The organism is Lelliottia sp. SL45 (genome assembly GCF_026672535.1).
GTDB classification, from domain to species: domain Bacteria; phylum Pseudomonadota; class Gammaproteobacteria; order Enterobacterales; family Enterobacteriaceae; genus Enterobacter; species Enterobacter nimipressuralis.
Map to the genome: position 1 here is coordinate 672,919 of NZ_JAPPRH010000003.1, position 25,957 is coordinate 698,875.

A 25,957-nucleotide genomic window follows, 5' to 3' on the forward strand; every position below is an offset into this window, starting at 1 on the left:
TGTGGGCCTGGGGCAAACCTTCGCATATCACTATACAAATAGCGCGAAGCCAGGCTTAACAGTCACCACGGACCATTTGCAATGGTGAACAATATGACCGACTTAACCGCGCAAGATGCCGCATGGCAAACCCGGGATCATCTCGATGACCCGGTCATTGGCGAACTGCGCAACCGTTTTGGGCCGGATGCCTTTACTGTTCAGGCCACCCGCACCGGGGTACCCGTTGTTTGGGTGAAGCGTGAACAATTGCTGGAAGCAGTTGATTTCTTAAAGAAATTACCTAAACCTTACGTCATGCTGTTTGACTTACACGGCATGGATGAGCGTCTTCGCACCCACCGTCACGGTTTACCCGCGGCGGATTTTTCCGTTTTCTACCACCTGATCTCAATAGACCGCAACCGGGATATCATGCTCAAGGTGGCATTGTCTGAAAACGACATGCATCTGCCGACGCTCACCAAACTTTTCCCTAACGCCAACTGGTATGAGCGTGAAACCTGGGAAATGTTCGGCATGACGTTCGATGGCCACCCGCACCTGACGCGCATCATGATGCCGCAGACCTGGACCGGCCACCCGCTGCGTAAAGACTATCCGGCGCGCGCCACCGAATTCGATCCGTTTGAGCTGACCAAAGCCAAACAGGATCTGGAGATGGAAGCGCTGACTTTCAAGCCGGAAGACTGGGGCATGAAGCGCGGTACCGACAACGAGGACTTCATGTTCCTCAACCTCGGTCCAAACCACCCGTCTGCGCACGGTGCGTTCCGTATTATTCTTCAGCTCGACGGCGAAGAGATTGTCGACTGTGTGCCTGATGTCGGTTACCACCACCGTGGTGCTGAGAAGATGGGCGAGCGTCAGTCCTGGCACAGCTACATTCCGTACACCGACCGTATCGAGTACCTCGGCGGCTGCGTGAACGAAATGCCTTACGTGCTGGCCGTTGAGAAACTGGCGGGTATCACCGTACCGGATCGCGTTAACGTTATCCGCGTGATGCTGTCAGAACTGTTCCGTATCAACAGTCACCTGCTCTACATCTCCACGTTCATTCAGGACGTCGGGGCGATGACGCCGGTGTTCTTCGCGTTTACCGACCGTCAGAAAATCTACGATCTGGTTGAAGCAATTACGGGTTTCCGTATGCACCCGGCCTGGTTCCGTATTGGCGGCGTGGCACATGACCTGCCGCGCGGATGGGATCGTCTGCTGCGCGAATTCCTCGACTGGATGCCGAAGCGTCTGGCCTCTTACGAGAAAGCCGCGCTGCGTAACACCATCCTGATTGGCCGTTCCAAAGGCGTGGCCGCTTACGGCGCGAAAGAAGCGCTGGAGTGGGGCACCACCGGTGCTGGCCTGCGTGCGACGGGTATTGATTTCGACGTGCGTAAAGCCCGTCCATACTCTGGCTACGAAAACTTCGACTTCGAAGTCCCGGTTGGCGGCGGCGTATCCGACTGCTACACCCGCGTGATGCTGAAAGTCGAAGAGCTGCGCCAGAGTCTTCGCATCCTTGAGCAGTGCCTCAACAACATGCCGGAAGGCCCGTTCAAAGCGGATCACCCGCTGACAACGCCGCCACCGAAAGAGCGCACGCTGCAACATATCGAAACTCTGATCACTCACTTCCTGCAGGTTTCCTGGGGCCCGGTCATGCCGGCCAACGAATCCTTCCAGATGATTGAAGCGACCAAGGGTATTAACAGTTACTACCTGACCAGTGACGGCAGCACCATGAGCTATCGTACGCGTATCCGTACGCCGAGCTATGCGCACCTGCAGCAGATCCCGTCCGCCATTCGCGGCAGTCTGGTCTCCGACCTGATTGTGTATCTGGGTAGTATCGATTTTGTTATGTCAGATGTGGACCGCTAATTATGCACGAGAATCAACAACCACAAACCGAGGCTTTTGAGCTGAGTGCGGCAGAACGTGCGGCAATTGAGCACGAAATGCACCACTACGAAGACCCGCGTGCGGCATCCATTGAAGCGCTGAAAATCGTCCAGAAACAGCGTGGTTGGGTACCCGATGGCGCGATCTATGCGATCGCCGACGTGCTGGGTATCCCGGCAAGCGACGTGGAAGGGGTGGCAACATTCTACAGCCAGATCTTCCGCCAGCCGGTGGGCCGTCACGTTATTCGCTATTGCGACAGCGTCGTTTGCCATATCACCGGTTATCAGGGCATCCAGGCTGCACTCGAGAAGAAACTCGATATCAAGCCAGGACAGACGACCTTTGACGGTCGTTTCACGCTGCTGCCAACCTGCTGCCTGGGTAACTGCGACAAGGGGCCGAGCATGATGATTGATGAGGACACTCACAGCCATCTGACGCCGGAAGCAATTCCTGACCTGCTGGAGCGGTACAAATGAAAACAGTCATTCGCACTGCTGAAACCCATCCGCTGACCTGGCGTCTGCGCGATGACAAACAGCCGGTTTGGCTCGAAGAATACCAGAGCAAAAACGGTTACGAAGGGGCGCGTAAAGCGCTCTCGGGCATGGCGCCAGATGAGATCGTTAACGCGGTTAAAGATTCCGGCCTGAAAGGGCGCGGCGGTGCAGGTTTCTCCACCGGTCTTAAGTGGAGCCTGATGCCGAAAGACGAATCCATGAACATCCGTTACCTGCTGTGTAACGCCGATGAAATGGAGCCAGGCACCTATAAAGACCGCCTGCTGATGGAGCAGCTGCCGCACCTGCTGGTGGAAGGCATGCTGATCTCCGCGTTCGCGCTGAAAGCCTATCGTGGTTACATCTTCCTGCGCGGCGAGTACATCGAAGCGGCAGAGCACCTGCGCCGCGCGATTGCAGAAGCGACCGAAGCGGGCCTGCTGGGCAAAAACATTCTCGGCACCGGTTTTGATTTTGAGCTGTTCGTGCACACGGGCGCAGGGCGTTATATCTGTGGTGAAGAGACCGCACTGATTAACTCCCTCGAAGGCCGCCGCGCGAACCCACGCTCCAAGCCGCCATTCCCGGCAAGTTCCGGCGTCTGGGGTAAACCGACCTGTGTCAACAACGTCGAAACCTTGTGTAACGTACCGGCTATTCTCGCCAACGGCGTGGAGTGGTATCAGAACATTTCGACCAGCAAAGACGCGGGCACCAAGCTGATGGGCTTCTCCGGCCGCGTCAAAAATCCTGGCCTTTGGGAGCTGCCGTTCGGTACTACCGCACGCGAAATCCTCGAAGACTATGCGGGCGGGATGCGCGATGGCCTGAAATTTAAAGCCTGGCAACCGGGTGGGGCAGGGACCGACTTCCTGACCGAAGCCCACCTCGATCTGCCAATGGAATTTGAAAGCATTGGTAAAGCAGGCAGCCGTCTGGGTACGGCGCTGGCGATGGCCGTGGACCATGAAATTGGCATGGTGTCGCTGGTGCGTAACCTGGAAGAGTTCTTCGCGCGCGAATCCTGCGGCTGGTGTACGCCATGCCGTGATGGTTTGCCATGGAGCGTGAAAATTCTGCGCGCTATCGAGCGCGGCGAAGGCCAGCCGGGCGATATCGAGACACTTGAGCAACTGTGTCGATTCCTCGGTCCGGGCAAAACCTTCTGTGCCCACGCACCAGGTGCCGTTGAGCCATTGCAGAGCGCGATTAAATATTTCCGCGACGAATTCGAAGCAGGCATCAAGCAGCAGTTCAGCAATACCCATTTGATTAATGGTATTCAGCCGAACCTGCTGAAAGCGCGCTGGTAGCGATACTGAATTTTGATTAACGCTCAGTCCCTGACTGAGCCAACTGGAAGCATGCTAATGGCTACGATTCATGTAGACGGCAAAGAATACGAGGTCAACGGGGCCGACAACCTGCTAGAAGCTTGTCTGTCTCTCGGCCTTGATATTCCGTATTTTTGCTGGCATCCGGCGCTGGGCAGCGTCGGTGCTTGCCGCCAGTGTGCGGTGAAGCAATATCAAAACGCGGAAGACACGCGTGGGCGCCTGGTGATGTCCTGTATGACACCAGCGACCGAAGGCACCTTTATTTCGATTGAAGACGAAGAAGCGAAACAGTTCCGCGAGAGCGTCGTGGAATGGTTGATGACCAACCACCCGCACGACTGTCCGGTTTGTGAAGAGGGCGGTAACTGCCATCTTCAGGATATGACCGTGATGACCGGTCATAGCTTCCGTCGCTATCGCTTTACTAAACGTACCCACCGTAATCAGGATCTGGGGCCGTTCATCTCTCACGAAATGAACCGCTGCATCGCCTGCTATCGCTGCGTGCGTTACTACAAAGATTACGCAGACGGTCAGGATCTTGGCGTGTATGGCGCGCATGACAACGTCTACTTTGGTCGTCCGGAAGACGGTACGCTCGAAAGCGAATTCTCCGGTAACCTGGTAGAAATCTGCCCGACCGGCGTCTTCACCGATAAAACGCACTCCGAGCGTTACAACCGTAAGTGGGACATGCAGTTTGCACCAAGCATCTGCCAGCAGTGTTCCCTTGGCTGTAACACCAGCCCGGGCGAGCGCTATGGTGAACTGCGTCGTATCGAAAACCGTTACAACGGTACCGTAAACCACTACTTCCTCTGCGACCGTGGTCGTTTCGGCTATGGCTATGTGAACCTGAAAGACCGTCCGCGTCAGCCGGTTCAGCGCCGTGGCGATGACCTGATCACCCTCAACGCTGAACAAGCGATGCAGGGCGCGGCAGATATTCTGCGCCAGTCGAAGAAAGTGATCGGTATCGGCTCCCCGCGCGCCAGCGTCGAAAGCAACTTTGCGCTGCGTGAGCTGGTGGGTGCGGATAACTTCTACACCGGTATCGCCAACGGCGAGCAGGAACGTCTGCAGCTGGTGCTGAAAGTGCTGCGTGAAGGCGGTATTCGTACCCCGGCGCTGCGCGAAATCGAATCCTATGACGCGGTGCTGGTGCTGGGCGAAGATCTGACTCAGACCGGTGCGCGCGTTGCGCTGGCCGTTCGTCAGGCGGTGAAAGGTAAAGCACGTGAAATGGCAGCGGCCCAGAAAGTGGCTGACTGGCAGATTGCGGCAATCCTGAACATCGGCCAGCGTGCCAAGCATCCGCTGTTTGTGACGAACGTCGACAACACGCGTCTGGACGACATCGCGGCGTGGACCTATCGCGCACCGGTGGAAGATCAGGCGCGCCTCGGTTTTGCTATTGCTCACGCGCTGGATAACAGTGCTCCGGCCGTTGAAGGCCTGGATCGTGACCTGCAAAACAAGATCGACGTGATCGTTCAGGCTCTGGCCGGTGCGAAAAAACCACTGATTATTTCCGGCACCAACGCCGGCAGCCCCGATGTGATTCAGGCTGCGGCAAACGTGGCTAAAGCGCTGAAAGGGCGTGGGGCAGACGTGGGTGTGACCATGATTGCGCGCGCAGTGAACAGCGTCGGTCTGGGACTGATTGGCGGCGGTTCTCTGGAAGCGGCGTTAAGCGAACTCGAATCGGGTGCGGCTGACGGCGTTATCGTACTTGAGAACGACTTGCATCGTCATGCTTCTGCGGCTCGCGTGGATGCCGCTCTGTCTAAAGCGCCGTTGGTGATGGTAATCGACCATCAGCGCACCGCGATTATGGACAAAGCGCACCTCGTGCTCTCAGCGGCAAGCTTCGCCGAAAGCGACGGTACGGTTATCAACAACGAAGGCCGCGCACAGCGTTTCTTCCAGGTTTATGACCCGTCCTATTACGACAGCAACACCGTGATGCTGGAAAGCTGGCGCTGGCTGCACTCGCTGCACAGCACCGTAGAAAACCGTCAGGTGGACTGGACGCAGCTCGATGATGTGATCGATGCCGTGGTCGCAAAACTGCCGCAACTGGCGGGCATTAAAGAAGCCGCGCCGGACGCGAGCTTCCGCATTCGCGGCCAGAAACTGGCTCGTGAACCGCACCGTTACAGTGGTCGTACCGCGATGCGCGCGAATATCAGCGTGCACGAACCGCGTCAGCCGCAGGATAAAGACACGATGTTCGCCTTCTCCATGGAAGGGAACAACCAACCGTCTGCACCGCGCTCTCAGGTTCCGTTCGCATGGGCACCAGGCTGGAACTCCCCGCAGGCATGGAACAAGTTCCAGGCGGAAGTGGGCGGCTCTCTGCGCCATGGTGATCCAGGTGTTCGTCTGATCGAAGCGAGCGAAACGGGTCTGGAGTACTTCACGACCGTTCCGGCGAGTTTCGAAGCGCAGGAAGGCAACTGGCGTATCGCGCCGTACTACCATCTGTTCGGTAGTGACGAGATGTCCCAGCGCTCTCCGGTATTCCAGACGCGCATGCCGCAGCCTTACATCAAGCTCAATCCGGCGGATGCCGCGAAGCTTGGCGTCAACGCGGGCAGCCAGGTCTCCTTTAGCTATGAAGGCCAGACCATCAGTCTGCCGCTGGTTATCGCCGAAGGTCTGACAGCAGGGCAGGTGGGTCTGCCGATGGGTCTGCCGGGCATCGCTCCGGTACTGGCGGGCGCGCGTCTTGATAATCTGCAGGAGGCACAAGCATGAGTTGGTTAACGCCGGATCTCATCGAAATTCTGTTAAGCATTCTCAAGGCGGTGGTCATTCTGCTGGTGGTTGTCACCTGCGGCGCGTTCATGAGCTTTGGTGAACGTCGTCTGCTCGGTCTGTTCCAGAACCGTTACGGACCGAACCGCGTGGGCTGGGGTGGTTCACTCCAGCTGGTCGCGGACATGATCAAGATGTTCTTTAAAGAAGACTGGATCCCGAAATTCTCGGATCGCGTCATCTTTACTCTGGCACCGATGATCGCCTTTACCTCACTGCTGCTGGCCTTTGCTATCGTCCCGGTCAGTCCGACCTGGGTGGTCGCTGACCTGAATATCGGGATCTTGTTCTTCCTGATGATGGCGGGTCTTGCGGTGTACGCGGTGCTGTTTGCGGGCTGGTCCAGTAACAACAAATACTCGCTGCTGGGTGCGATGCGTGCGTCTGCGCAGACCCTGAGCTACGAAGTGTTCCTGGGTCTTTCCCTGATGGGCGTAGTGGCGCAGGCCGGTTCATTCAACATGACCGACATCGTCAACAACCAGGCCGACATCTGGAACGTCATTCCGCAGTTCTTTGGTTTTGTCACCTTTGCTATCGCGGGCGTGGCGGTGTGTCACCGTCACCCGTTTGACCAGCCAGAAGCCGAGCAGGAACTGGCCGACGGTTATCACATTGAATATTCCGGTATGAAATTCGGTCTGTTCTTTGTGGGCGAGTACATCGGTATCGTCACCATTTCCGCGTTGATGGTAACGCTGTTCTTTGGTGGCTGGCATGGCCCGTTCTTACCGCCGTTCATCTGGTTCGCGCTGAAAACCGCGTTCTTCATGATGATGTTCATTTTGATTCGCGCCTCATTACCGCGTCCGCGTTATGACCAGGTAATGTCCTTCGGCTGGAAAGTGTGCCTGCCGCTGACGCTAGTCAACTTGTTGGTAACGGCAGCTGTCATTCTCTGGCAGCAGCCATAAGGGGCAATAGACCATGACCTTAAAAGAATTATTGGTAGGTTTCGGCACCCAGGTACGCAGTATCTGGATGATCGGCCTGCACGCGTTTGCAAAACGCGAAACCCAGATGTATCCGGAAGAGCCGGTCTATCTGCCGCCGCGCTACCGTGGCCGTATCGTGCTGACCCGCGATCCGGACGGCGAAGAGCGCTGCGTTGCCTGTAACCTGTGTGCGGTAGCCTGTCCGGTTGGCTGTATCTCTTTGCAGAAAGCAGAGACCAAAGACGGCCGCTGGTACCCTGAGTTCTTCCGCATTAACTTCTCACGCTGCATTTTCTGCGGTCTGTGTGAAGAAGCGTGCCCAACCACGGCGATTCAGCTGACTCCAGATTTCGAACTGGGTGAGTACAAGCGTCAGGACCTGGTGTACGAGAAAGAGGATCTGCTGATTTCCGGTCCGGGCAAATACCCGGAATATAACTTCTACCGGATGGCGGGTATGGCAATCGACGGCAAAGATAAGGGCGAAGCAGAGAACGAAGCTAAGCCTATCGACGTCAAGAGCCTGTTACCGTAAGGAGAGGGCAATGGAATTCGCTTTTTATATCTGTGGCCTTATCGCCATCCTGGCCACGCTGCGAGTGATTACGCACACCAATCCGGTGCATGCGTTGCTTTACTTAATCATTTCGCTTCTGGCTATTTCCGGCGTGTTCTTCGCGCTGGGCGCCCACTTTGCGGGTGCGCTGGAGATCATCGTCTACGCCGGGGCCATTATGGTTCTGTTCGTGTTCGTCGTCATGATGCTGAACCTGGGCGGCTCTGAAATTGAACAAGAGCGTCAGTGGTTGAAACCGCAGGTATGGATTGGCCCGGCGATTCTGTCGGCCATCATGCTGGCAGTGATCGTTTACGCGATTCTCGGCGTGAACGATCAGGGTATCGACGGTACGCCGATCAGCGCGAAAGCGGTTGGTATCACGCTCTTCGGTCCGTACGTACTGGCCGTTGAACTGGCGTCGATGCTGCTGCTGGCGGGTCTGGTTGTTGCCTTCCACGTTGGCCGCGAAGATCGTGCCGGCGAAGTGCTGAGCAACCGTGCGAATGACAGCGCGAAAAGAAAAACGGAGGAGCGCGCATGATCCCCTTAACACATGGACTGATCCTCGCCGCGATTTTGTTCGTTCTGGGCTTAACCGGTCTGGTTATCCGACGCAATCTGCTGTTTATGCTGATCGGTCTGGAAATCATGATCAACGCTTCCGCGCTGGCCTTTGTGGTCGCCGGTAGCTACTGGGGCCAGACCGATGGTCAGGTGATGTATATTCTCGCCATCAGCCTTGCGGCTGCCGAAGCGAGTATTGGCCTGGCGCTGTTGCTGCAGCTCCATCGTCGCCGCCAGAACCTGAACATCGATTCAGTAAGTGAGTTGCGTGGATGAACATGCTTGCCTTAACCATTATTTTCCCGTTGATCGGCTTTGTGCTGCTGGCTTTCTCCCGTGGTCGCTGGTCGGAAAATCTGTCTGCCACCGTGGGCATCGGCTCTATCGGCCTGGCTGCGCTGGTCACCGCTTACGCGGGTATCGACTTCTTTAACAACGGCAAGCAGGCGTTCAGCCTGCCGCTGTGGACCTGGATGTCGGTCGGCGATTTCAACATCGGTTTCAGCCTGGTACTGGATGGTCTCTCCCTGACCATGCTCTCCGTGGTTACCGGTGTTGGCTTCCTGATCCACATGTTCGCCTCCTGGTATATGCGCGGTGAAGAGGGTTACTCCCGCTTCTTCGCCTACACCAACCTGTTTATCGCCAGCATGGTTGTTCTGGTGCTGGGTGATAACCTGCTGCTGATGTATCTCGGCTGGGAAGGCGTGGGTCTCTGTTCTTACCTGCTGATCGGTTTCTACTACACCGATCCGAAGAATGGCGCAGCCGCCATGAAAGCGTTCGTCGTGACCCGTGTGGGTGACGTGTTCCTCGCTTTCGCGCTGTTCATTCTTTACAACGAACTGGGCACGCTGAACTTCCGCGAAATGGTGGAACTGGCGCCAGCGCACTTCGAAGCAGGCAACAACATGCTAACGTGGGCAACGCTGATGCTGCTGGGTGGTGCCGTGGGTAAATCCGCGCAGCTGCCGTTGCAGACCTGGCTTGCGGACGCGATGGCAGGCCCAACGCCTGTCTCCGCGCTGATCCACGCCGCGACCATGGTGACCGCTGGTGTCTATCTGATTGCACGTACACATGGCCTGTTCCTGATGACGCCGGAAATTCTGCACCTTGTCGGTATCGTCGGTGCGGTAACTCTGGTACTGGCGGGCTTTGCCGCGCTGGTTCAGACGGACATCAAACGCGTTCTCGCTTACTCCACCATGAGCCAGATTGGTTACATGTTCCTGGCGCTGGGCGTGCAGGCATGGGACGCAGCGATCTTCCACCTGATGACGCACGCGTTCTTTAAAGCGCTGCTGTTCCTCTCGTCTGGCTCCGTCATTCTGGCGTGCCATCACGAGCAGAACATCTTCAAGATGGGCGGTCTGCGCAAATCGATTCCGCTGGTGTATGTCTGCTTCCTGGTGGGCGGCGCGGCGCTGTCGGCACTGCCGATCATCACTGCGGGCTTCTTCAGTAAGGACGAAATCCTTGCGGGCGCCATGGCAAATGGTCATATCAATCTGATGGTGGCAGGTCTGGTCGGTGCGTTTATGACCTCCCTGTATACCTTCCGTATGATTTTCATCGTCTTCCACGGTAAAGAACAAATTCACGCTCACGCAGGGAAGGGGATTACTCACCACCTGCCGCTGCTGGTTCTGCTGGTGCTCTCTACCTTCGTTGGCGCGATGATTGTGCCACCGTTGCAGGGCGTACTGCCGGATACCACCGAGCTTGAGCACGGTCGCGTTCTGACGCTTGAAATCACCTCCGGTGTGGTCGCTATCGCAGGCATCCTGATTGCTGCATGGCTGTGGCTGGGCAAACGTACTCTGGTGACGGCTGTTGCTAACAGTGCGCCAGGCCGTCTGCTGGGCACCTGGTGGTACAACGCGTGGGGCTTCGACTGGCTGTACGACATGATCTTCGTTAAGCCGTTCCTGGGCGTTGCATGGTTGCTGAAACGCGATCCGATGAACTCCATGATGAACATCCCGGCAGTGCTGTCCCGCTTTGCAGGTAAAGGCCTGCTGTTGAGCGAGAACGGCTATCTGCGCTGGTATGTGGCATCCATGAGCATTGGTGCGGTCGTCGTGCTGGCGCTGCTGATGGTGTTGCGTTGATCTGAGATTGGGTTTGCCCGGTGGTGCAAGCCGGGCCTACAAGAGCGTAGGTCGGATAAGCGTGAGTGCCACCCGACATAACAAACCCAGTCCGAAGTGAATGTTCCGTGAGAATTCGTTGAAAATCGGCCCCGGCTGGGGCCTTAAAAAGGAATAAAAATCGCCATGTTACTACCCTGGCTAATATTAATTCCCTTCATTGGTGGGTTCCTGTGCTGGCAGACCGAACGCTTTGGCGTGAAGATGCCGCGCTGGATTGCGCTGATCACCATGGGATTGACGCTCGCGCTTGGTCTGCAACTGTGGTTGCAGGGCGGCTATTCTCTGACCCAGTCTGCGGGTATTCCGCAGTGGCAGTCTGAATTTATCCTGCCGTGGATACCGCGCTTTGGTATCACAATCCACCTCGCCATCGACGGTCTGTCGCTGCTGATGGTGGTGCTGACCGGTTTGCTCGGCGTTCTGGCGGTGCTCTGTTCCTGGAACGAGATTCAAAAATACCAGGGCTTCTTCCACCTGAACCTGATGTGGATCCTGGGCGGCGTTATCGGCGTGTTCCTTGCCATCGACATGTTCCTGTTCTTCTTCTTCTGGGAGATGATGTTGGTGCCGATGTACTTCCTGATCGCGCTGTGGGGCCATAAGGCATCCGACGGTAAAACGCGTATCACGGCGGCCACCAAGTTCTTCATCTACACCCAGGCGAGTGGTCTGGTGATGTTGATTGCCATCCTGGCGCTGGTGTTCGTGCACTACAACGCGACTGGTGTCTGGACCTTCAACTATCAGGACCTGCTGAAAACGCCAATGTCTCACGGCGTCGAATACCTGCTGATGCTGGGCTTCTTCATTGCGTTTGCGGTGAAAATGCCGGTGGTTCCACTGCACGGCTGGCTGCCAGACGCGCACTCCCAGGCACCCACGGCGGGTTCCGTTGACCTGGCGGGGATCTTGCTGAAAACCGCGGCCTACGGTCTGCTGCGCTTTGCGCTGCCGCTGTTCCCGAACGCCTCCGCTGAGTTTGCACCGATTGCGATGTGGCTCGGTGTGATTGGTATCTTCTACGGCGCATGGATGGCTTTCACGCAGTACGACATCAAACGTCTTATCGCGTACACCTCCGTTTCCCACATGGGCTTCGTGCTGATTGCCATCTACACCGGCAGCCAGCTGGCGTACCAGGGGGCGGTGATTCAGATGATTGCACACGGTCTGTCTGCGGCGGGTCTCTTCATCCTCTGTGGTCAGCTGTACGAACGTCTGCATACCCGTGACATGCGCATGATGGGCGGTCTGTGGAGCAAAATTAAGTGGTTGCCAGCCCTGTCGATGTTCTTCGCAGTGGCGACGCTGGGTATGCCGGGTACCGGTAACTTTGTCGGCGAATTCATGATTCTGTTCGGCAGCTTTAAAGTGGTTCCGGTCATTACGGTTATCTCCACTTTCGGCCTGGTCTTCGCGTCCGTTTACTCGCTGGCGATGCTGCATCGCGCTTACTTCGGTAAAGCGAAGAGCCAAATCGCGGCGCAAGAACTGCCGGGAATGTCGCTGCGCGAACTGTTCATCGTTCTGCTGCTGGTCGTACTGCTGGTGCTGCTGGGCTTCTATCCGCAGCCGATTCTGGATACCTCGCATTCCGCGATGGGTAACATCCAGCAGTGGTTTGTTAATTCTGCTTCTAATACAAGGCTGTAAATCGCCATGACAATAACTCCACAACAACTGATCGCGCTGCTACCGCTGCTGATCGTCGGATTGACGGTGGTGGTTGTGATGCTCTCCATTGCGTGGCGACGCAATCACTTCCTGAATGCCACACTGTCGGTTTTAGGTCTGAACGCTGCGTTAGTCTCCCTCTGGTTTGTTGGCCAGGCGGGCGCAATGGATGTCACCCCGCTGATGCGCGTTGACGGTTTTGCGATGCTGTACACCGGGCTGGTCCTGCTGGCGAGCCTGGCGACCTGTACCTTTGCTTACCCTTGGCTCGAAGGCTACAACGACAACAAAGAAGAGTTTTACCTGCTGGTTCTGATTGCCGCCCTCGGCGGGATCCTGCTGGCGAACGCGAACCACCTCGCGGCCCTGTTCCTCGGTATTGAGTTGATCTCACTGCCGCTGTTCGGCCTGATTGGTTATGCGTTCCGTCAGAAGCGCTCTCTGGAAGCGAGTATCAAGTATACGATTCTGTCTGCTGCCGCCTCGTCTTTCCTGCTGTTTGGTATGGCGCTGCTGTACGCACAGTCCGGGAACCTGTCGTTCGTGGCGCTCGGTAAGAGCCTCGGCGACAACATGCTGCACGAACCGCTGCTGCTGGCGGGTCTGGGCATGATGATTGTCGGTCTTGGCTTTAAACTCTCTCTGGTTCCGTTCCACCTGTGGACGCCAGACGTGTATCAGGGCGCTCCGGCTCCTGTCTCCACCTTCCTGGCGACAGCGAGTAAAATCGCGATCTTCGGCGTGGTGATGCGTCTGTTCCTGTACGCGCCAGTGGGTGACAGCGAAGCGGTGCGCGTGGTGCTCGGCATTATCGCCTTCGCCTCCATCATCTTCGGTAACCTGATGGCGCTGAGCCAGACCAACATCAAGCGTCTGCTTGGTTACTCGTCTATCTCCCACCTGGGTTATCTGCTGGTAGCGCTGATTGCCCTGCAGAGCGGCTCCATGTCGATGGAAACCGTCGGTGTTTACCTGGCCGGTTACCTGTTCAGCAGCCTCGGCGCGTTCGGCGTCGTGAGTCTGATGTCCAGCCCGTACCGTGGTCCGGATGCCGATTCACTGTTCTCCTACCGTGGTCTGTTCTGGCACCGTCCGATTCTGTCTGCGGTAATGACGGTGATGATGCTGTCTCTGGCGGGTATCCCGATGACGCTGGGCTTTATCGGTAAGTTCTACGTGCTGGCCGTCGGTGTACAGTCTGGCCTGTGGTGGCTGACGGCTGCGGTGGTTATCGGCTCCGCAATCGGTCTGTACTACTACCTGCGTGTGGCGGTGAGCCTGTATCTGTCGGCACCACAGCAGCTGAACCGCGATGCGCCAACCAACTGGCAGTACAGCGCCGGCGGTATTGTGGTGCTGATCTCCGCGCTGCTGGTACTGATCTTCGGTATCTATCCGCAGCCGCTGATCACCCTGGTGCAGCATGCGATGCCGCTGATGTAATTGTCTCAGACATAAAAAAACCCGCCTCGGCGGGTTTTTTATTGCGGGTGAGCAAAGCGCCACCCGGCAATCAGACTCAAATCAAGCCAGCTGTTTGCGGCTAATCAGCGGCCCATCAATCTTCTTCATCGACCGATCCAGCACTTCCTCAATCACCGATGACAGCTCGTTAAGCTCAAACTTCGCCACATAGCCATCAGCCTTCACCTTGCGGATATGGTCTTCGTTGGCGTTTCCGGACAGGGAGGAGTGGATCACCACCGGAATATGCTTGAGGATCTCGTCGGATTTGATTTTGCGCGTCAGCGTAAACCCGTCCATCTCTGGCATTTCGAGGTCGGTCAGCACCAGCGCGATTTTATCGGTGATCGGCACGCCTTCGGCCTGCGCCTGTGCAGCGAGCACGCCAATTTTTTCCCACGCTTCTTTGCCGGTAATATGCAGCTGGGCCGGGATGTTCATCGCCTCAAGCCCTTTTTCCAGCATGGAGCGGGCAACCTTAGAATCTTCCGCCACAATCGCTACCGCGCCAGGCTTGATGTTGAATTTGCTGATTTTCAGGTTATTGGCGTGCAGATCGTGGTTCGCCGGGGTGATGTCATACAAAATCTGTTCAACGTCGAGCACCATCGCCAGATCGTTGGTATCCGTCTCTTCATCGAGGCAGGCGATGCTGGTGATGTAGCGTCCGCTGACGGCAGTTTCCGCCGCATGGACCTGCTTCCAGTCCAGACGCATGATGTTTTCTACCGACTCCACGGCAAACGCCTGCACGCTACGGGCATACTCGGTGATCAGCAGAATGTTCAAACCGGTGGCGGGTTTACAGCCGGCCACCGCCGAAAGATCGATGACCGGGATCACCTGATCGCGGATATTCACCATACCCATCAGCGGCGACTTCATGCCCGCGGGCTTGGTGAATTCCGGCATCGGTACAATTTCACGCAGCTTAAAAACGTTAATGCCAAACAGCTCAGACTTGTTCTCATTCAACGAGGTACCGAGGCGGAACAGCAACAGTTCAAACCGGTTCGACAGGGTCAGATTGGCCCTGTCATCAATATCTTTCTGGAAATTATCCATTTTACCCTCAAGTGAGATGCTTGCCTTTTAATCGTTATCGGCACGCCGAGGGAAAAGTGAAGGGCTAAACGCAAACCTGCATGAAATCGTGGGCCAGCTCGCACTCCTTGAACACTTCCCGGCACTCCGCCAGCAGCGCCGCGCAGCCCTGGGCATCGTAGCGAGAGCTGACGTGGGTGACGATCAGTTTCTGCACGCCCGCGTCTCTGGCAAGGGTTGCCGCCTGACGCGTAGAGCTGTGCCCACGGCTGTTGGCTTTCTCTTCCATTGCCGTCTCAAGCGTCGCCTCGTGGACCAGCAGATCAACGTTGTGCGCCAGAAGCAGCGCTTCAGGGCAGGGCGCCGTATCGCCAAAGATCGCCACTTTTTTACCGGGAACCGGGGCCGCGAGATAGGCCTGACCGTCAACAACGCGTCCGTCATCCAGTGTCACGGTTTCGCCATTTTTCAGCTGCTGGAACAGCGGGCCAGGTTTGATGCCGTCGGCAATCAGCGCGGCAGCGTCCAGTGCGCCGGGTTTGTCGTGTTCATCCACTCGATAGCCGTAGCACTCCACCGGATGATTCAGCGGCTGTGCGGTCACCGTAAAACGCGCGTCCTGGAACACCACGCCTTCAGCGATCTCTATCACCTCCAGCGGATAATCGGTCCACGACCCGCTAAGGCGCAGCGTAGTCTCGACAAACGCCTGAATGCCCTTCGGACCGTAGATCGTCAGCGGTCTGGCGTTCCCGGCCATCGAGCGGCTGCACAGCAGCCCTGGCAGGCCAAACAGATGGTCGCCGTGCAGGTGAGTGATAAAAATTTTATCCAGCTTGCCGGGGTGATACGAGGTGTGTAACAGCTGATGCTGCGTCCCTTCACCACAGTCGAAAAGCCATAAACCCGCATGCGTCGGGTGCTGTAAATCGAACAGGATTGCCGTCACATTTCGTGATCGGGTTGGCACACCGGCGGACGTACCGAGAAAAATCAGTTCCATAACATCATCAGACTCTATGACTCACGAGAAGTGTTTAGTATAACGGGATGATACTTAAGAAGGAGCCTGACATGATCCAGTGGCAAGATTTACATCACAGTGAGCTGACCGTTTCCGCCCTTTACGCGTTACTCAAATTACGTTGCGAAGTGTTTGTCGTCGAACAGACCTGCCCCTATCAGGATATCGACGGCGATGACCTGGTCGGTGAGAACCGCCATATCCTCGGCTGGAAAGATGACGCGCTGGTGGCGTATGCGAGGATTCTGAAAAGTGAAGACGATTTCGACCCGGTGGTGATTGGCCGGGTAATCATCAGCAGCAACGCGCGAGGTGAAAAACTTGGCTATAAGCTGATGGAACAGACGCTCGAATCCTGCAAAAAACAGTGGCCAGACAAGGCGTTATATCTCGGCGCGCAGGCGCATCTGCAGCCATTCTATGCCCACTTTGGGTTCGCCCCGGTAACAGAGGTGTACGACGAAGACGGTATTCCACATATCGGCATGGCGAGGGAAGCGAAACAGGCGTAATAGCCTGTCGTTGTCTATAGTTAGGGACTGAAGCACTCACATGGAGAAAAATATGTCATTTCAATCCTGGGATTCCCGTATCGACGACGACCTGGCGCTGCTTAGTGAAACACTGGAAGAGGTGCTGCGTTCTTCAGGCGACCCGGCAGACCAAAAGTATATTGAGCTGAAAGCGCGTGCTGAACAGGCGCTGGAAGAGGTCAAACACCGCGTCAGCAATGCCTCCGACAACTACTATTACCGCGCCAAAAAAGCGGTCTATCGTGCCGATGATTACGTGCACGAAAAACCGTGGCAGGGCATTGGCGTAGGGGCGGCTGCCGGCCTGGTGCTGGGGCTTCTGCTCTCCCGCCGCTAAGTTTATGCAAAAACGGTGACCCCTCCCTAAACGTGGGTACTGCTTTTTATGGTAAGTACCCCGTATAATGTGAGGTTTTAACAGGGAGAGGTCAGCGTGCATTCGATTTCAATTGCGATTGAACGTCTTGGTCATTTTCTGGCTCAAGCGTTTCCGCCCACACCCGGCACGCGTCATGTCGAGGTCTCTTTCCCGTTAAACGATGCCTTCGATCCCCTGGCCTGGCTGGGTGCTCAGGTGGCCTATCCTCAGTTTTACTGGCAACAGCGTAGCGGTGAGGAAGAGCTGGCCGCCCTCGGCGCGGTGCACCATTTCTCGTCACTCACGCTCGCCCGCCAGTTTCTCCAGACTCACGAACTTTCCGATGACACCCGCATTTGCGGCCTGAATGCGTTTGCTCCTGAAAAGAGCCACCTGTTTCTGCCGCGCCTGCTCTGGCTGCGGCTGGGGGGCGTGGCGACACTGCGACTGAACCTGTCGAGCGACCATTCGCTTGCGGATGATGCGCAGCAGGCGAGAGCCTTTTTACTGCAGCTCTCACCCGCCAGAACAATTACCCCGCTCGCTCCGCACAAGGTGCGCGAAACGCATCTGCCTGAAAAACCGGAGTGGCTGCGGCTGATTTCGCAGGCCACCGAGACCATTGCCAGTGGCGCATTCGAAAAAGTGGTGCTGGCGCGGGCGACGGATTTGCACTTTGATCGGGGCATCAACGCCATCGCTCTGATGGCAGCCAGCCGTCGGCTGAACTTCAACTGCTACCATTTCTGCATGGTATTCGACGCCCACAGCGCCTTTATGGGCTCCTCGCCGGAGCGCTTGTGGCGTCGACGCGGCAACCACCTACGCACCGAAGCGCTGGCGGGCACCGTGGCCAGCCATCCTGACGATCGCCAGGCTCAGTATCTGGGCGAATGGCTACTGGCCGACGACAAAAACCAGCGTGAAAACATGCTGGTGGTGGAAGACATCTGTCAGCGGCTACAGCACCATACCCAGGCGCTGGAAGTGCTTCCGGCGCAAATCGTTCGTCTGCGCAAGGTGCAGCATCTGCGCCGCTGTATCTGGACCGATTTGAAACACCCTGATGACGAGCAGTGCCTCCAGCTATTGCAGCCGACGGCTGCTGTCGCCGGTTTGCCGCGCCTGTCAGCGCGCGATTTTATTCAGACACATGAACCGTTCGACCGGGAGTGGTACGCCGGATCGGCCGGATATCTCTCTTTGGCACAAAGTGAGTTTTGCGTGGCGCTTCGCAGCGCGCGCGTCAGTGATTCAGCAGTCAGACTTTACGCCGGGGCAGGGATTGTCAGTGGGTCCGTGCCTGAGGACGAGTGGCAGGAGATAGAAAACAAAGCCGCAGGGCTGAGAACACTGCTCCTTATGGATTAATACTGAGTCGCACATTCCCGATTCATATCAAAATTCAATCACTCTCTATTATTTATACTGTGTCTTAATATTGATACCGGACAATTTCATGTCAGTAAGTTCTTTTAACCGCCGCTGGGCGACGGTCATTCTTGAAGCCCTGACGCGCCATGGCGTCAGGCATGTGTGTATTGCGCCGGGCTCACGTTCTACGCCGCTGACGCTGGCGGCGGCAGAAAACCGGGCGTTTATTCATCACACCCATTTTGATGAACGCGGTCTTGGTCATCTGGCGCTCGGGCTGGCAAAAGTCAGCCAGGCACCCGTGGCGGTGATTGTGACGTCTGGTACGGCAGTGGCAAATCTCTATCCGGCTCTGATTGAAGCCGGGCTGACGGGCGAAAAACTCATTCTTCTCACCGCCGACCGACCGCCTGAACTGATCGACTGCGGCGCCAACCAGGCGATCCGCCAGCCGGGTATCTTTGCTTCTCATCCATCCCAGTCGATCGCCTTACCGCGCCCGACTCAGGACATTCCCGCCAGCTGGCTGGTGTCGACGCTTGATAACGCGCTCGGCTCCCTGCGCAGTGGCGCACTGCACATCAACTGCCCGTTCGCCGAACCGCTGTACGGCGAAATGGACGACACCGGCGTTGAGTGGCAACAAGCCCTCGGCAACTGGTGGCGCAGCGATAAACCCTGGCTGCGCGTACAAACTCATCTTGAAAGCGCCAGACAGCGCGACTGGTTTTTCTGGCGACAAAAGCGCGGCGTCGTTCTAGCCGGGCGCATGAGCGCCGCCGAAGGCAAACTAGTGGCCGAATGGGCGCAAACCCTGGGCTGGCCGCTGATTGGCGATGTGCTTTCGCAAACCGGGCAGCCGCTACCGTGCGCCGATCTCTGGCTGGGAAATGCCAAAGCGGTAACGGAACTGTCGCAGGCACAAATCGTGGTTCAGCTCGGCTCAAGCCTCACGGGTAAACGCCTGTTACAGTGGCAGGCCACCTGCGATCCGGAAGAGTATTGGCTGGTGGACCCGCTGGACGGACGGCTGGATCCGGCGCACCATCGCGGGCGTCGTCTGGTCAGCACTATCGACGAATGGCTGGATGCGCATCCGGCGGAAAAACGTCAGCCGTGGGCGACGGATATTCCGGCGTTGTCGCGTCAGGCCTGGGAGTTAACCTCCCGCCAGTGCGAAGGCTTTGGCGAGGCTGAGCTGGCGCACCGCATCCGCCACTATCTGCCGGAGCAGGGCCAGCTGTTTGTCGGCAACAGCCTGGTAGTGCGTCTGATTGATGCCCTGTCAAAACTGCCGGCCGGGTATCCGGTCTACAGCAACCGTGGCGCCAGCGGGATTGACGGTTTGATCTCAACGGCGGCGGGCGTGCAGCGCGCCAGCGCGAAATCCACCCTGGCGATTGTCGGGGATTTATCGGCGCTGTATGACCTGAACGCGCTGGCACTGCTGCGCCAGGTCTCTGCGCCATTTGTGCTGATTGTGGTGAACAATAACGGCGGGCAGATTTTCTCCCTGCTGCCGACGCCGCAAAGCGAGCGCGAGCGTTTCTATCTGATGCCGCAAAACGTCCAGTTTGAACACGCCGCGGCGATGTTTAGCCTCAAATACCATCGCCCGGAGAGCTGGGCCGATCTCGATGACGCGCTCAGTCGCGCCTGGCGGCAGCCGGGCACCACGCTGATTGAGTTGGTGGTCAACGATTCCGACGGCGCGCAGACGCTGCAAAGCCTGCTCGCCCAGGTGAGCCATCTATGATTCTGGCCGGTGAAAGGCGTGCTGGTAAGCCAGGGTTGCCCTGGCTGGTCTTCCTGCACGGTTTTTCCGGCGACTGTCGCGAATGGCAGACGGTGGGCGCTAAGCTGCCCGATCATCCGCGGCTGTATCTGGATCTCCCAGGGCACGGCGGTTCACAGGATATTGCCGTCTCTGGGTTCAGCGACGTGAGCCAGCTGCTGACCAATACGCTGGTTAGTTACAACATACTTGACTACTGGCTGGTGGGGTACTCCCTTGGCGGCCGCATTGCGATGGTTCATGCCTGTCAGCAGCCGAAAGGGCTGGCGGGGCTGATTGTCGAGGGCGGTCATCCGGGCCTGTACGACGCGAAAGCGCGAGAGGCGCGAGCCGAATCTGACCGCCGCTGGGCGCAACGTTTTCGCGATGAACCGCTGCTGTCAGTTTTTCGTGCCTGGTATCAACAGCCAGTTTTTGCCTCGCTGACTGACGCGCAGCGTGACGAACTCATCACCCTGCGCAGCCAAAATAATGGCGCGACGCTTGCCGCCATGCTGCAGGCCACATCCCTGGCGAACCAACCTGATTTACGCGCGGCGCTGAACGCCCGCACGACGCCTTTCCACTATGTGTATGGCGAGCGCGACGAGAAGTTTGCAGCCCTCGCGGCTGAACTTAACGCCGAGCGCCATGTGATTCCCAATGCCGGACACAACGCCCACCGGGACAATCCCACTGCGGTTGCCGCGAGTCTGGCGCAGATACTGCGTTTTCGAATAAAGGACATCCCATGATCTACCCTGATGAACAAATGCTGTATGCCCCCGTTGAATGGCAAGACTGCTCCGAAGGCTATACGGATATTCGTTACCACAAATCGACGGACGGCATTGCCAAAATCACCATCAACCGCCCTCAGGTGCGTAACGCGTTTCGTCCCCTGACCGTGAAAGAGATGATGCAGGCGCTGGCCGATGCACGTTACGACGATAACGTCGGCGTCATCGTTCTGACCGGCGAAGGCGACAAAGCGTTCTGCGCGGGCGGCGATCAGAAAGTGCGCGGCGACTACGGCGGATATCAGGATGACTCCGGCGTACATCACCTGAATGTGCTCGACTTCCAGCGCCAGATCCGCACCTGTCCAAAACCGGTCGTGGCGATGGTCGCTGGCTACTCCATCGGTGGCGGCCACGTGCTGCATATGATGTGTGATCTGACGATTGCCGCGGAGAACGCTGTCTTCGGCCAGACCGGTCCGAAAGTCGGCTCCTTCGACGGCGGCTGGGGCGCTTCTTATATGGCGCGCATTGTCGGTCAGAAAAAAGCGCGTGAAATCTGGTTCCTGTGCCGTCAGTACGATGCCAAAGAGGCGCTGGATATGGGCCTCGTCAACACGGTGGTGCCGATTGCCGATCTGGAAAAAGAGACCGTTCGCTGGTGTCGCGAAATGCTGCAAAACAGCCCAATGGCGCTGCGCTGCCTGAAAGCGGCGCTGAACGCCGACTGCGACGGTCAGGCCGGTCTGCAGGAGCTGGCGGGTAACGCCACTATGTTGTTCTACATGACCGAAGAAGGGCAGGAAGGCCGCAACGCGTTTAACGAAAAACGCCAGCCGGACTTCAGCAAATACAAACGGAATCCGTAATGCGTCGCGCGCAGGTTTACCGCTGGCAGATACCCATGGACGCGGGCGTGGTGCTGCGTGAACGGCGGTTAAAAACCCGTGACGGTCTCTTCGTCCATCTGCAGCAGGGCGAAAAGCAGGGCTGGGGCGAAATCTCGCCGCTGCCGGGCTTTAGCCTTGAATCGCTTGACGACGCCCAGGCCGCGCTGCTGAGTTGGGTGAATGCCTGGCGCGAAGGGGCTTCTCCGGCACTGCCGGAGGTGCCTTCTGCCGCCTTCGGTATTAGCTGCGCGCTGGCCGAGCTGGACGGCACGCTGCCGGACGCGGCGGATTACCGCGCCGCGCCGCTCTGCTCGGGCGATCCGGACGAACTGTTTGCCGCCCTTAGCGCTATGCCCGGCGAGAAAGTCGCCAAGGTCAAAGTGGGCCTGTACGAAGCGGTACGCGATGGCATGGTGGTCAATTTGCTGCTCGAAGCGATTCCGGATTTGCGTCTGCGTCTGGATGCAAACCGCGCGTGGACGCCGCTCAAGGCGCAGCAGTTCGCGAAGTACGTCAATCCGGCGTATCGCGATCGCATCGCATTTATGGAAGAGCCGTGCAAAACCCGCGACGACTCGCGCGCCTTTGCGCAGGAGACGGGAATTGCCATTGCCTGGGATGAAAGCCTGCGTGAAGCGGATTTCCAGTTTCTCGCCGAGCCGGGCGTAAGTGCGGTGGTGATCAAGCCGACGCTGACGGGCAGCCTGGAAAAGGTGCGCAAGCAGGTGGCTGCGGCCCACGCTCTCGGCCTGACGGCGGTGATAAGTTCCTCCATTGAGTCGAGCCTTGGCCTGACGCAACTGGCGCGGATTGCCGCGTGGCTGACCCCGCAGACCATTCCGGGGCTGGATACGCTCAATCTGATGCAGGCCCAGCTGGTGCGTCGCTGGCCGGAGAGTACCCTCCCGCTGGTGGACGTTGAGGCGCTGGAGCCACTGCTATGAGCTTTACCGACTGGCCGTGGCGGCACTGGTGTCAGCGAAAAGCCGATAAACCCGCGCTGCGCCTGAACAGTGACACGCTGACCTGGCATCAGCTGTGCCAGCGTGTTGATGCGCTGGCAAGCGGCTTCCGTCAGCAGGGCGTGCAGGATGGCGACGGGGTCATGCTGATGGCGCAAAACCATCCCAGCACTTTGCTGGCCTGGCTGGCATTACTGCAATGCGGCGCGCGGATTTTACCCGTCAACCCGCAGCTTCCACGTCCGCTGCTGAATGTATTAATTCCCCATATGACGTTGCGTTTTGCGCTGGTGCTGGATGGCGAGTTCGACGGATTGCCACCGGTGTTGATGCGCGAATCAGCAGGTCACTACGCCGCCCCCTGGCAACCCGCGCGGCTGGCGTCCATGACGCTCACCTCCGGGTCCACCGGTCTGCCAAAAGCGGCGGTACATACCTGCGACGCGCATCTTGCCAGCGCGCAGGGCGTGCTCTCTCTGATGCCCTATGGCGACGATGATGACTGGCTGCTTTCCCTCCCTCTTTTTCATGTCTCCGGACAGGGAATTTTGTGGCGCTGGCTGCTGGCCGGCGCGCGATTAACCGTGCGTGAAAAACAGCCACTGGAGCAGATGCTGGAGGGCTGCACGCATGCCTCGCTGGTGCCGACGCAGCTCTGGCGTTTGCTGAATCACCCTGATCCTGTCGCCCTCCGGGCCGTCCTGCTGGGCGGTGCGGCGATCCCCGTTGAGTTAACCCTTCGGGCGCAAGAGCAGGGCATCAAAACCTGGTGCGGATACGGGCTGACGGAATTCGCCTCGACAGTTTGTGCCAAAGAAGCCGACGGGCAACCGGATGTCGGGAGTGCGCTACCGGGGCGCGAGGTCAAGATTGTGGAAGGTGAGGTCTGGCTCCGGGCCAAAAGTATGGCCAGCGGCTACTGGCGCGACGGTGGATTAGCGCCGCTTGCCAATGCGCAAGGCTGGTTTGCTACCCGCGATCGTGGAGAGTTACATGACGGCCGTCTGACTCTTGTCGGGCGCATGGATAATCTCTTTTTCAGCGGCGGAGAAGGCATTCAGCCGGAAGAGCTGGAGCGCGTCATTAGCGGGCATCCGCTGATTCATCAGGTTTTCATCGTGCCGCTGGACGACGCCGAATTTGGTCAGCGACCGGTGGCGGTAGTCGAATGCGCAGAAAACGCGGATATCACGACCTTCCCGGAGTGGGTGGGCGATAAGCTGGCGCGTTTCCAGCAGCCGCGGCACTGGCTGGTTCTGCCCGCTGAGCTAAAAAGCGGCGGGATCAAAATCTCCCGTCGGGCGCTGCAGCAGTGGGTGAACGCTTTTCTGAAAGGCTAGCGTTTTCAGGCAGCTGCTGCGGCTGGCTAACGCCAGAAAGTTTCAAATCGTTACAATCTAAACGTCATACGCACCGATAGCGCATTGATCCCTGGATTTCTCGGGTTAAAATCGCGCGGTTTTGGGATATCTATTTTAAATGAGTGCGGGATCACGACAATGAAAAAAGTGGCATTACTGGGCCTGAGCGGCCTGATGTTTGTATCTGCGGCGGCAAATGCAATCTCTTTTAGCGGCCAGGCGGGTAAGGATTACACCCACCTCGGTTTTGGCATGGGCACAGACACCTCCGGCCTGGCGATGACCGGTGGCTGGACTCACAACGATGACGACGGCGATGCCGCGAGCCTCGGTCTGGGCCTGAACATTCCGCTGGGTCCATTCCTGGCGACCGTTGGCGGGAAAGGTATCTACACTAACCCGAACGACGGCGACGAAGGCTACGCAGCAGCAGTGGGCGGCGGTTTGCAGTGGAAAATCGGCGACAGCTTCGGTCTGTTTGGTGAGTACTACTACTCTCCGGATTCCCTCTCCAGCGGTATCGACAGCTATGAAGAAGCCAACGCCGGTGCGCGCTGGACGATCATGCGTCCGATCACCATCGAAGCCGGTTATCGCTACCTGAATCTCGCCGGTAAAGACGGCAACCGCGACAACGCGCTGGCCGATGGCCCGTACGTGGGCGTGAGCGCAGGATTCTGATTTTAGGGTGCGGCGTCCTGCCGCACCTGTTTCTCTCTTCCCCCCACATCTGATTGCGCTATAGTGTTTCCACTAAATAAGTGGGAGAACACGATGATAAGCGTGGAAATGTTGTCCACTGGCGACGAAGTGCTGCATGGACAAATTACCGATACCAATGCGGCCTGGCTGGCCAATTTTTTCTTTGAGCAGGGATTATCGTTAACGCGCCGTAATACCGTCGGCGATAGCCTCGAATCGCTGGTCAACGTGCTGCGTGAGCGCAGCGAACATGCGGATGTGCTGATCGTCAACGGTGGCCTCGGGCCAACCAGCGATGACCTCAGCGCACTGGCAGCGGCGACGGCCAAAGGCGAAGGGCTGGTACTGCATAAAGAGTGGCTGGTGCAGATGGAGCGCTTCTTCAGCGAGCGTGGCCGGGTGATGGCGCCCAGCAACCGTAAGCAGGCGGAAATCCCCGCCAGCGCCGAGTTTATTAATAATCCAGTCGGCACGGCCTGCGGTTTTGCGGTCAAGCTTAACCGCTGCCTGATGTTCTTTACCCCCGGCGTTCCCTCTGAATTTAAAGTGATGGTCGAGCAGGAAATTATGCCGCGCCTGCGCGAGCGGTTCACACTGCCAGAGCCGCCGATTTGCCTGCGCCTCACCACCTTTGGCCGTTCGGAAAGCGATCTGGCGCAAAGCCTCGATCCCCTTGAGCTGCCGGAAGGGGTATCGATGGGCTACCGCTCCTCAATGCCGATAATCGAGCTGAAACTGACCGGTCCGGCGACGCAAAAAGCGGCGATGCTGGCGGCATGGCCTGAGGTGCAGCGCGTAGCGGGTGAAAATCTGATCTTTGAAGGCACCGAAGGATTACCGGCGCAAATCGCCCGTCATCTTCAGGAGCGTCAATTGAGCCTGACCTTAAGCGAGCAGTTCACCGGCGGTTTGCTGGCGCTGCAACTCTCGCGGGCAAACGCCTCGCTGCTGGCGAGCGAAGTGGTGCCATCGCAGGAAGAGACGCTCGCGCAAACCGCCCACTGGACGGCCGATCGTCGGGTCAACCATTTCGCCGGACTGGCGCTGGCGGTGACTGGCCTTGAAGATGAGCATCTCAACTTTGCCCTCGCCACACCGCAGGGGACACACGCTCTGCGCGTGAAAATGAGCGCCACGCGCTACAGTCTGCAGGTGCGCCAGGAGGTGTGCGCGATGATGGCGTTGAATATGCTGCGCCGCTGGCTGAATGGCAAAGAGGTCGCCAGCGATCATGGCTGGATTGAGGTGGTGGAAACGCTGTTTATCGAGTGAAAAAAC

Annotated in this window: 23 protein-coding genes; 21 read left to right on the forward strand and 2 right to left on the reverse strand. The window is 57.7% G+C overall.

Going from position 1 to position 25,957, the window contains the following annotated elements; genetic code table 11:
* Positions 1–81: 81 nt before the first annotated feature.
* The 11 genes from nuoC to nuoN all read left to right on the forward strand — a co-directional run bounded on the left by nuoC (position 82) and on the right by nuoN (position 13,896).
* Positions 82–1,884 (forward strand): NADH-quinone oxidoreductase subunit C/D, encoded by a 1,803-nt coding sequence (gene nuoC / locus OVA10_RS09160; RefSeq protein ID WP_100779451.1) that lies wholly within the window; start codon positions 82–84, stop codon positions 1,882–1,884.
* Between the two features lie 2 nt (positions 1,885–1,886).
* Positions 1,887–2,387, forward strand: coding sequence for an NADH-quinone oxidoreductase subunit NuoE (gene nuoE, locus OVA10_RS09165; protein WP_095282749.1), 501 nt, complete (start codon positions 1,887–1,889; stop codon positions 2,385–2,387).
* Positions 2,384–3,721 (forward strand): NADH-quinone oxidoreductase subunit NuoF, encoded by a 1,338-nt coding sequence (nuoF, locus tag OVA10_RS09170; protein WP_100779452.1) that lies wholly within the window; start codon positions 2,384–2,386, stop codon positions 3,719–3,721. The genes nuoE and nuoF overlap by 4 nt, the downstream gene beginning before the upstream one ends.
* Positions 3,722–3,778: 57 nt before the next feature.
* The gene (gene nuoG / locus OVA10_RS09175; protein WP_123427200.1) at positions 3,779–6,505 is read left to right on the forward strand and encodes an NADH-quinone oxidoreductase subunit NuoG; all 2,727 of its coding nucleotides are present in this window, start codon (positions 3,779–3,781) and stop codon (positions 6,503–6,505) included.
* On the forward strand, positions 6,502–7,479 hold the full coding sequence (nuoH, locus tag OVA10_RS09180) for an NADH-quinone oxidoreductase subunit NuoH (RefSeq protein ID WP_095282746.1): 978 nt from the start codon (positions 6,502–6,504) through the stop codon (positions 7,477–7,479). Before nuoG ends, nuoH begins: the two co-directional genes overlap by 4 nt.
* Before the next feature lie 13 nt (positions 7,480–7,492).
* Positions 7,493–8,035 carry an NADH-quinone oxidoreductase subunit NuoI gene (gene nuoI, locus OVA10_RS09185; protein ID WP_000172742.1) on the forward strand — a complete coding sequence of 181 codons (543 nt, stop codon included), beginning with the start codon at positions 7,493–7,495 and terminating at the stop codon, positions 8,033–8,035.
* A 10-nt stretch (positions 8,036–8,045) separates the two neighbouring features.
* Positions 8,046–8,600: an NADH-quinone oxidoreductase subunit J gene (nuoJ, locus tag OVA10_RS09190; protein ID WP_100779454.1), complete on the forward strand. Its 555-nt coding sequence runs from the start codon at positions 8,046–8,048 to the stop codon at positions 8,598–8,600.
* Positions 8,597–8,899 (forward strand): NADH-quinone oxidoreductase subunit NuoK, encoded by a 303-nt coding sequence (gene nuoK, locus OVA10_RS09195; protein ID WP_003861496.1) that lies wholly within the window; start codon positions 8,597–8,599, stop codon positions 8,897–8,899. The genes nuoJ and nuoK overlap by 4 nt, the downstream gene beginning before the upstream one ends.
* Positions 8,896–10,737 (forward strand): NADH-quinone oxidoreductase subunit L, encoded by a 1,842-nt coding sequence (gene nuoL / locus OVA10_RS09200; RefSeq protein ID WP_123427202.1) that lies wholly within the window; start codon positions 8,896–8,898, stop codon positions 10,735–10,737. The genes nuoK and nuoL overlap by 4 nt, the downstream gene beginning before the upstream one ends.
* A gap of 165 nt (positions 10,738–10,902) precedes the next feature.
* Entirely contained in the window at positions 10,903–12,432 is a 1,530-nt protein-coding gene (gene nuoM, locus OVA10_RS09205) for an NADH-quinone oxidoreductase subunit M (RefSeq protein ID WP_100779456.1), read from the forward strand.
* Positions 12,433–12,438: 6 nt separating this feature from the next.
* Complete coding sequence (nuoN, locus tag OVA10_RS09210; RefSeq protein WP_100779457.1) at positions 12,439–13,896, forward strand: NADH-quinone oxidoreductase subunit NuoN; 1,458 nt, start codon at positions 12,439–12,441, stop codon at positions 13,894–13,896.
* An 81-nt stretch (positions 13,897–13,977) separates the two neighbouring features.
* On the opposite strand, the gene OVA10_RS09215 is transcribed toward nuoN, so the two are convergent.
* Together OVA10_RS09215 and rnz are read right to left on the reverse strand one after the other, a co-directional pair.
* On the reverse strand, positions 13,978–14,982 hold the full coding sequence (locus OVA10_RS09215; protein ID WP_100779458.1) for a chemotaxis protein: 1,005 nt from the start codon (positions 14,980–14,982) through the stop codon (positions 13,978–13,980).
* A 64-nt stretch (positions 14,983–15,046) separates the two neighbouring features.
* Complete coding sequence (rnz, locus tag OVA10_RS09220) at positions 15,047–15,964, reverse strand: ribonuclease Z (RefSeq protein ID WP_268195811.1); 918 nt, start codon at positions 15,962–15,964, stop codon at positions 15,047–15,049.
* Between the two features lie 71 nt (positions 15,965–16,035).
* Between rnz and OVA10_RS09225 the strand changes: the two genes are divergently transcribed.
* From OVA10_RS09225 to OVA10_RS09270, 10 genes are all read left to right on the forward strand, one after another.
* On the forward strand, positions 16,036–16,497 hold the full coding sequence (locus OVA10_RS09225; RefSeq protein WP_100779460.1) for a GNAT family N-acetyltransferase: 462 nt from the start codon (positions 16,036–16,038) through the stop codon (positions 16,495–16,497).
* Positions 16,498–16,549: 52 nt separating this feature from the next.
* Positions 16,550–16,855, forward strand: coding sequence for a stress response protein ElaB (gene elaB / locus OVA10_RS09230; protein WP_100780844.1), 306 nt, complete (start codon positions 16,550–16,552; stop codon positions 16,853–16,855).
* Positions 16,856–16,951: 96 nt separating this feature from the next.
* On the forward strand, positions 16,952–18,247 hold the full coding sequence (gene menF / locus OVA10_RS09235; protein ID WP_268195812.1) for an isochorismate synthase MenF: 1,296 nt from the start codon (positions 16,952–16,954) through the stop codon (positions 18,245–18,247).
* An 88-nt stretch (positions 18,248–18,335) separates the two neighbouring features.
* Entirely contained in the window at positions 18,336–20,006 is a 1,671-nt protein-coding gene (gene menD, locus OVA10_RS09240; RefSeq protein WP_181826610.1) for a 2-succinyl-5-enolpyruvyl-6-hydroxy-3-cyclohexene-1-carboxylic-acid synthase, read from the forward strand.
* A complete protein-coding gene (menH, locus tag OVA10_RS09245; protein WP_268195813.1) occupies positions 20,003–20,779 on the forward strand; it encodes a 2-succinyl-6-hydroxy-2,4-cyclohexadiene-1-carboxylate synthase in 777 nt (258 codons plus the stop codon). Before menD ends, menH begins: the two co-directional genes overlap by 4 nt.
* Positions 20,776–21,633, forward strand: coding sequence for a 1,4-dihydroxy-2-naphthoyl-CoA synthase (gene menB, locus OVA10_RS09250; RefSeq protein WP_181826608.1), 858 nt, complete (start codon positions 20,776–20,778; stop codon positions 21,631–21,633). Before menH ends, menB begins: the two co-directional genes overlap by 4 nt.
* Positions 21,633–22,598, forward strand: a complete 966-nt coding sequence (gene menC / locus OVA10_RS09255) for an o-succinylbenzoate synthase (RefSeq protein WP_268195814.1) — start codon at positions 21,633–21,635, stop codon at positions 22,596–22,598. Before menB ends, menC begins: the two co-directional genes overlap by 1 nt.
* Complete coding sequence (gene menE, locus OVA10_RS09260; RefSeq protein WP_268195815.1) at positions 22,595–23,956, forward strand: o-succinylbenzoate--CoA ligase; 1,362 nt, start codon at positions 22,595–22,597, stop codon at positions 23,954–23,956. Before menC ends, menE begins: the two co-directional genes overlap by 4 nt.
* A gap of 159 nt (positions 23,957–24,115) precedes the next feature.
* Positions 24,116–24,658, forward strand: a complete 543-nt coding sequence (locus tag OVA10_RS09265) for a YfaZ family outer membrane protein (protein WP_129036045.1) — start codon at positions 24,116–24,118, stop codon at positions 24,656–24,658.
* Between the two features lie 93 nt (positions 24,659–24,751).
* Positions 24,752–25,951 (forward strand): nicotinamide mononucleotide deamidase-related protein YfaY, encoded by a 1,200-nt coding sequence (locus tag OVA10_RS09270; RefSeq protein WP_248858800.1) that lies wholly within the window; start codon positions 24,752–24,754, stop codon positions 25,949–25,951.
* The last annotated feature ends 6 nt before the right edge of the window (positions 25,952–25,957 follow it).

Excerpts from the sequence above, each read along its gene's own strand:
- OVA10_RS09215 (WP_100779458.1), bottom strand. The coding sequence starts at position 14,982 with ATGGATAATTTCCAGAAAGATATTGATGACAGGGCCAATCTGACCCTG.
- nuoG (WP_123427200.1), top strand. The coding sequence starts at position 3,779 with ATGGCTACGATTCATGTAGACGGCAAAGAATACGAGGTCAACGGGGCC.
- menC (WP_268195814.1), top strand. The coding sequence starts at position 21,633 with ATGCGTCGCGCGCAGGTTTACCGCTGGCAGATACCCATGGACGCGGGC.
- menE (WP_268195815.1), top strand. The coding sequence starts at position 22,595 with ATGAGCTTTACCGACTGGCCGTGGCGGCACTGGTGTCAGCGAAAAGCC.
- nuoF (WP_100779452.1), top strand. The coding sequence starts at position 2,384 with ATGAAAACAGTCATTCGCACTGCTGAAACCCATCCGCTGACCTGGCGT.
- OVA10_RS09265 (WP_129036045.1), top strand. The coding sequence starts at position 24,116 with ATGAAAAAAGTGGCATTACTGGGCCTGAGCGGCCTGATGTTTGTATCT.
- rnz (WP_268195811.1), bottom strand. The coding sequence starts at position 15,964 with ATGGAACTGATTTTTCTCGGTACGTCCGCCGGTGTGCCAACCCGATCA.
- menD (WP_181826610.1), top strand. The coding sequence starts at position 18,336 with ATGTCAGTAAGTTCTTTTAACCGCCGCTGGGCGACGGTCATTCTTGAA.
- nuoM (WP_100779456.1), top strand. The coding sequence starts at position 10,903 with ATGTTACTACCCTGGCTAATATTAATTCCCTTCATTGGTGGGTTCCTG.
- nuoL (WP_123427202.1), top strand. The coding sequence starts at position 8,896 with ATGAACATGCTTGCCTTAACCATTATTTTCCCGTTGATCGGCTTTGTG.
- nuoI (WP_000172742.1), top strand. The coding sequence starts at position 7,493 with ATGACCTTAAAAGAATTATTGGTAGGTTTCGGCACCCAGGTACGCAGT.
- nuoE (WP_095282749.1), top strand. The coding sequence starts at position 1,887 with ATGCACGAGAATCAACAACCACAAACCGAGGCTTTTGAGCTGAGTGCG.
- nuoH (WP_095282746.1), top strand. The coding sequence starts at position 6,502 with ATGAGTTGGTTAACGCCGGATCTCATCGAAATTCTGTTAAGCATTCTC.
- OVA10_RS09225 (WP_100779460.1), top strand. The coding sequence starts at position 16,036 with ATGATCCAGTGGCAAGATTTACATCACAGTGAGCTGACCGTTTCCGCC.
- nuoJ (WP_100779454.1), top strand. The coding sequence starts at position 8,046 with ATGGAATTCGCTTTTTATATCTGTGGCCTTATCGCCATCCTGGCCACG.
- menH (WP_268195813.1), top strand. The coding sequence starts at position 20,003 with ATGATTCTGGCCGGTGAAAGGCGTGCTGGTAAGCCAGGGTTGCCCTGG.
- menB (WP_181826608.1), top strand. The coding sequence starts at position 20,776 with ATGATCTACCCTGATGAACAAATGCTGTATGCCCCCGTTGAATGGCAA.
- elaB (WP_100780844.1), top strand. The coding sequence starts at position 16,550 with ATGTCATTTCAATCCTGGGATTCCCGTATCGACGACGACCTGGCGCTG.
- nuoC (WP_100779451.1), top strand. The coding sequence starts at position 82 with ATGGTGAACAATATGACCGACTTAACCGCGCAAGATGCCGCATGGCAA.
- nuoN (WP_100779457.1), top strand. The coding sequence starts at position 12,439 with ATGACAATAACTCCACAACAACTGATCGCGCTGCTACCGCTGCTGATC.
- nuoK (WP_003861496.1), top strand. The coding sequence starts at position 8,597 with ATGATCCCCTTAACACATGGACTGATCCTCGCCGCGATTTTGTTCGTT.
- OVA10_RS09270 (WP_248858800.1), top strand. The coding sequence starts at position 24,752 with ATGATAAGCGTGGAAATGTTGTCCACTGGCGACGAAGTGCTGCATGGA.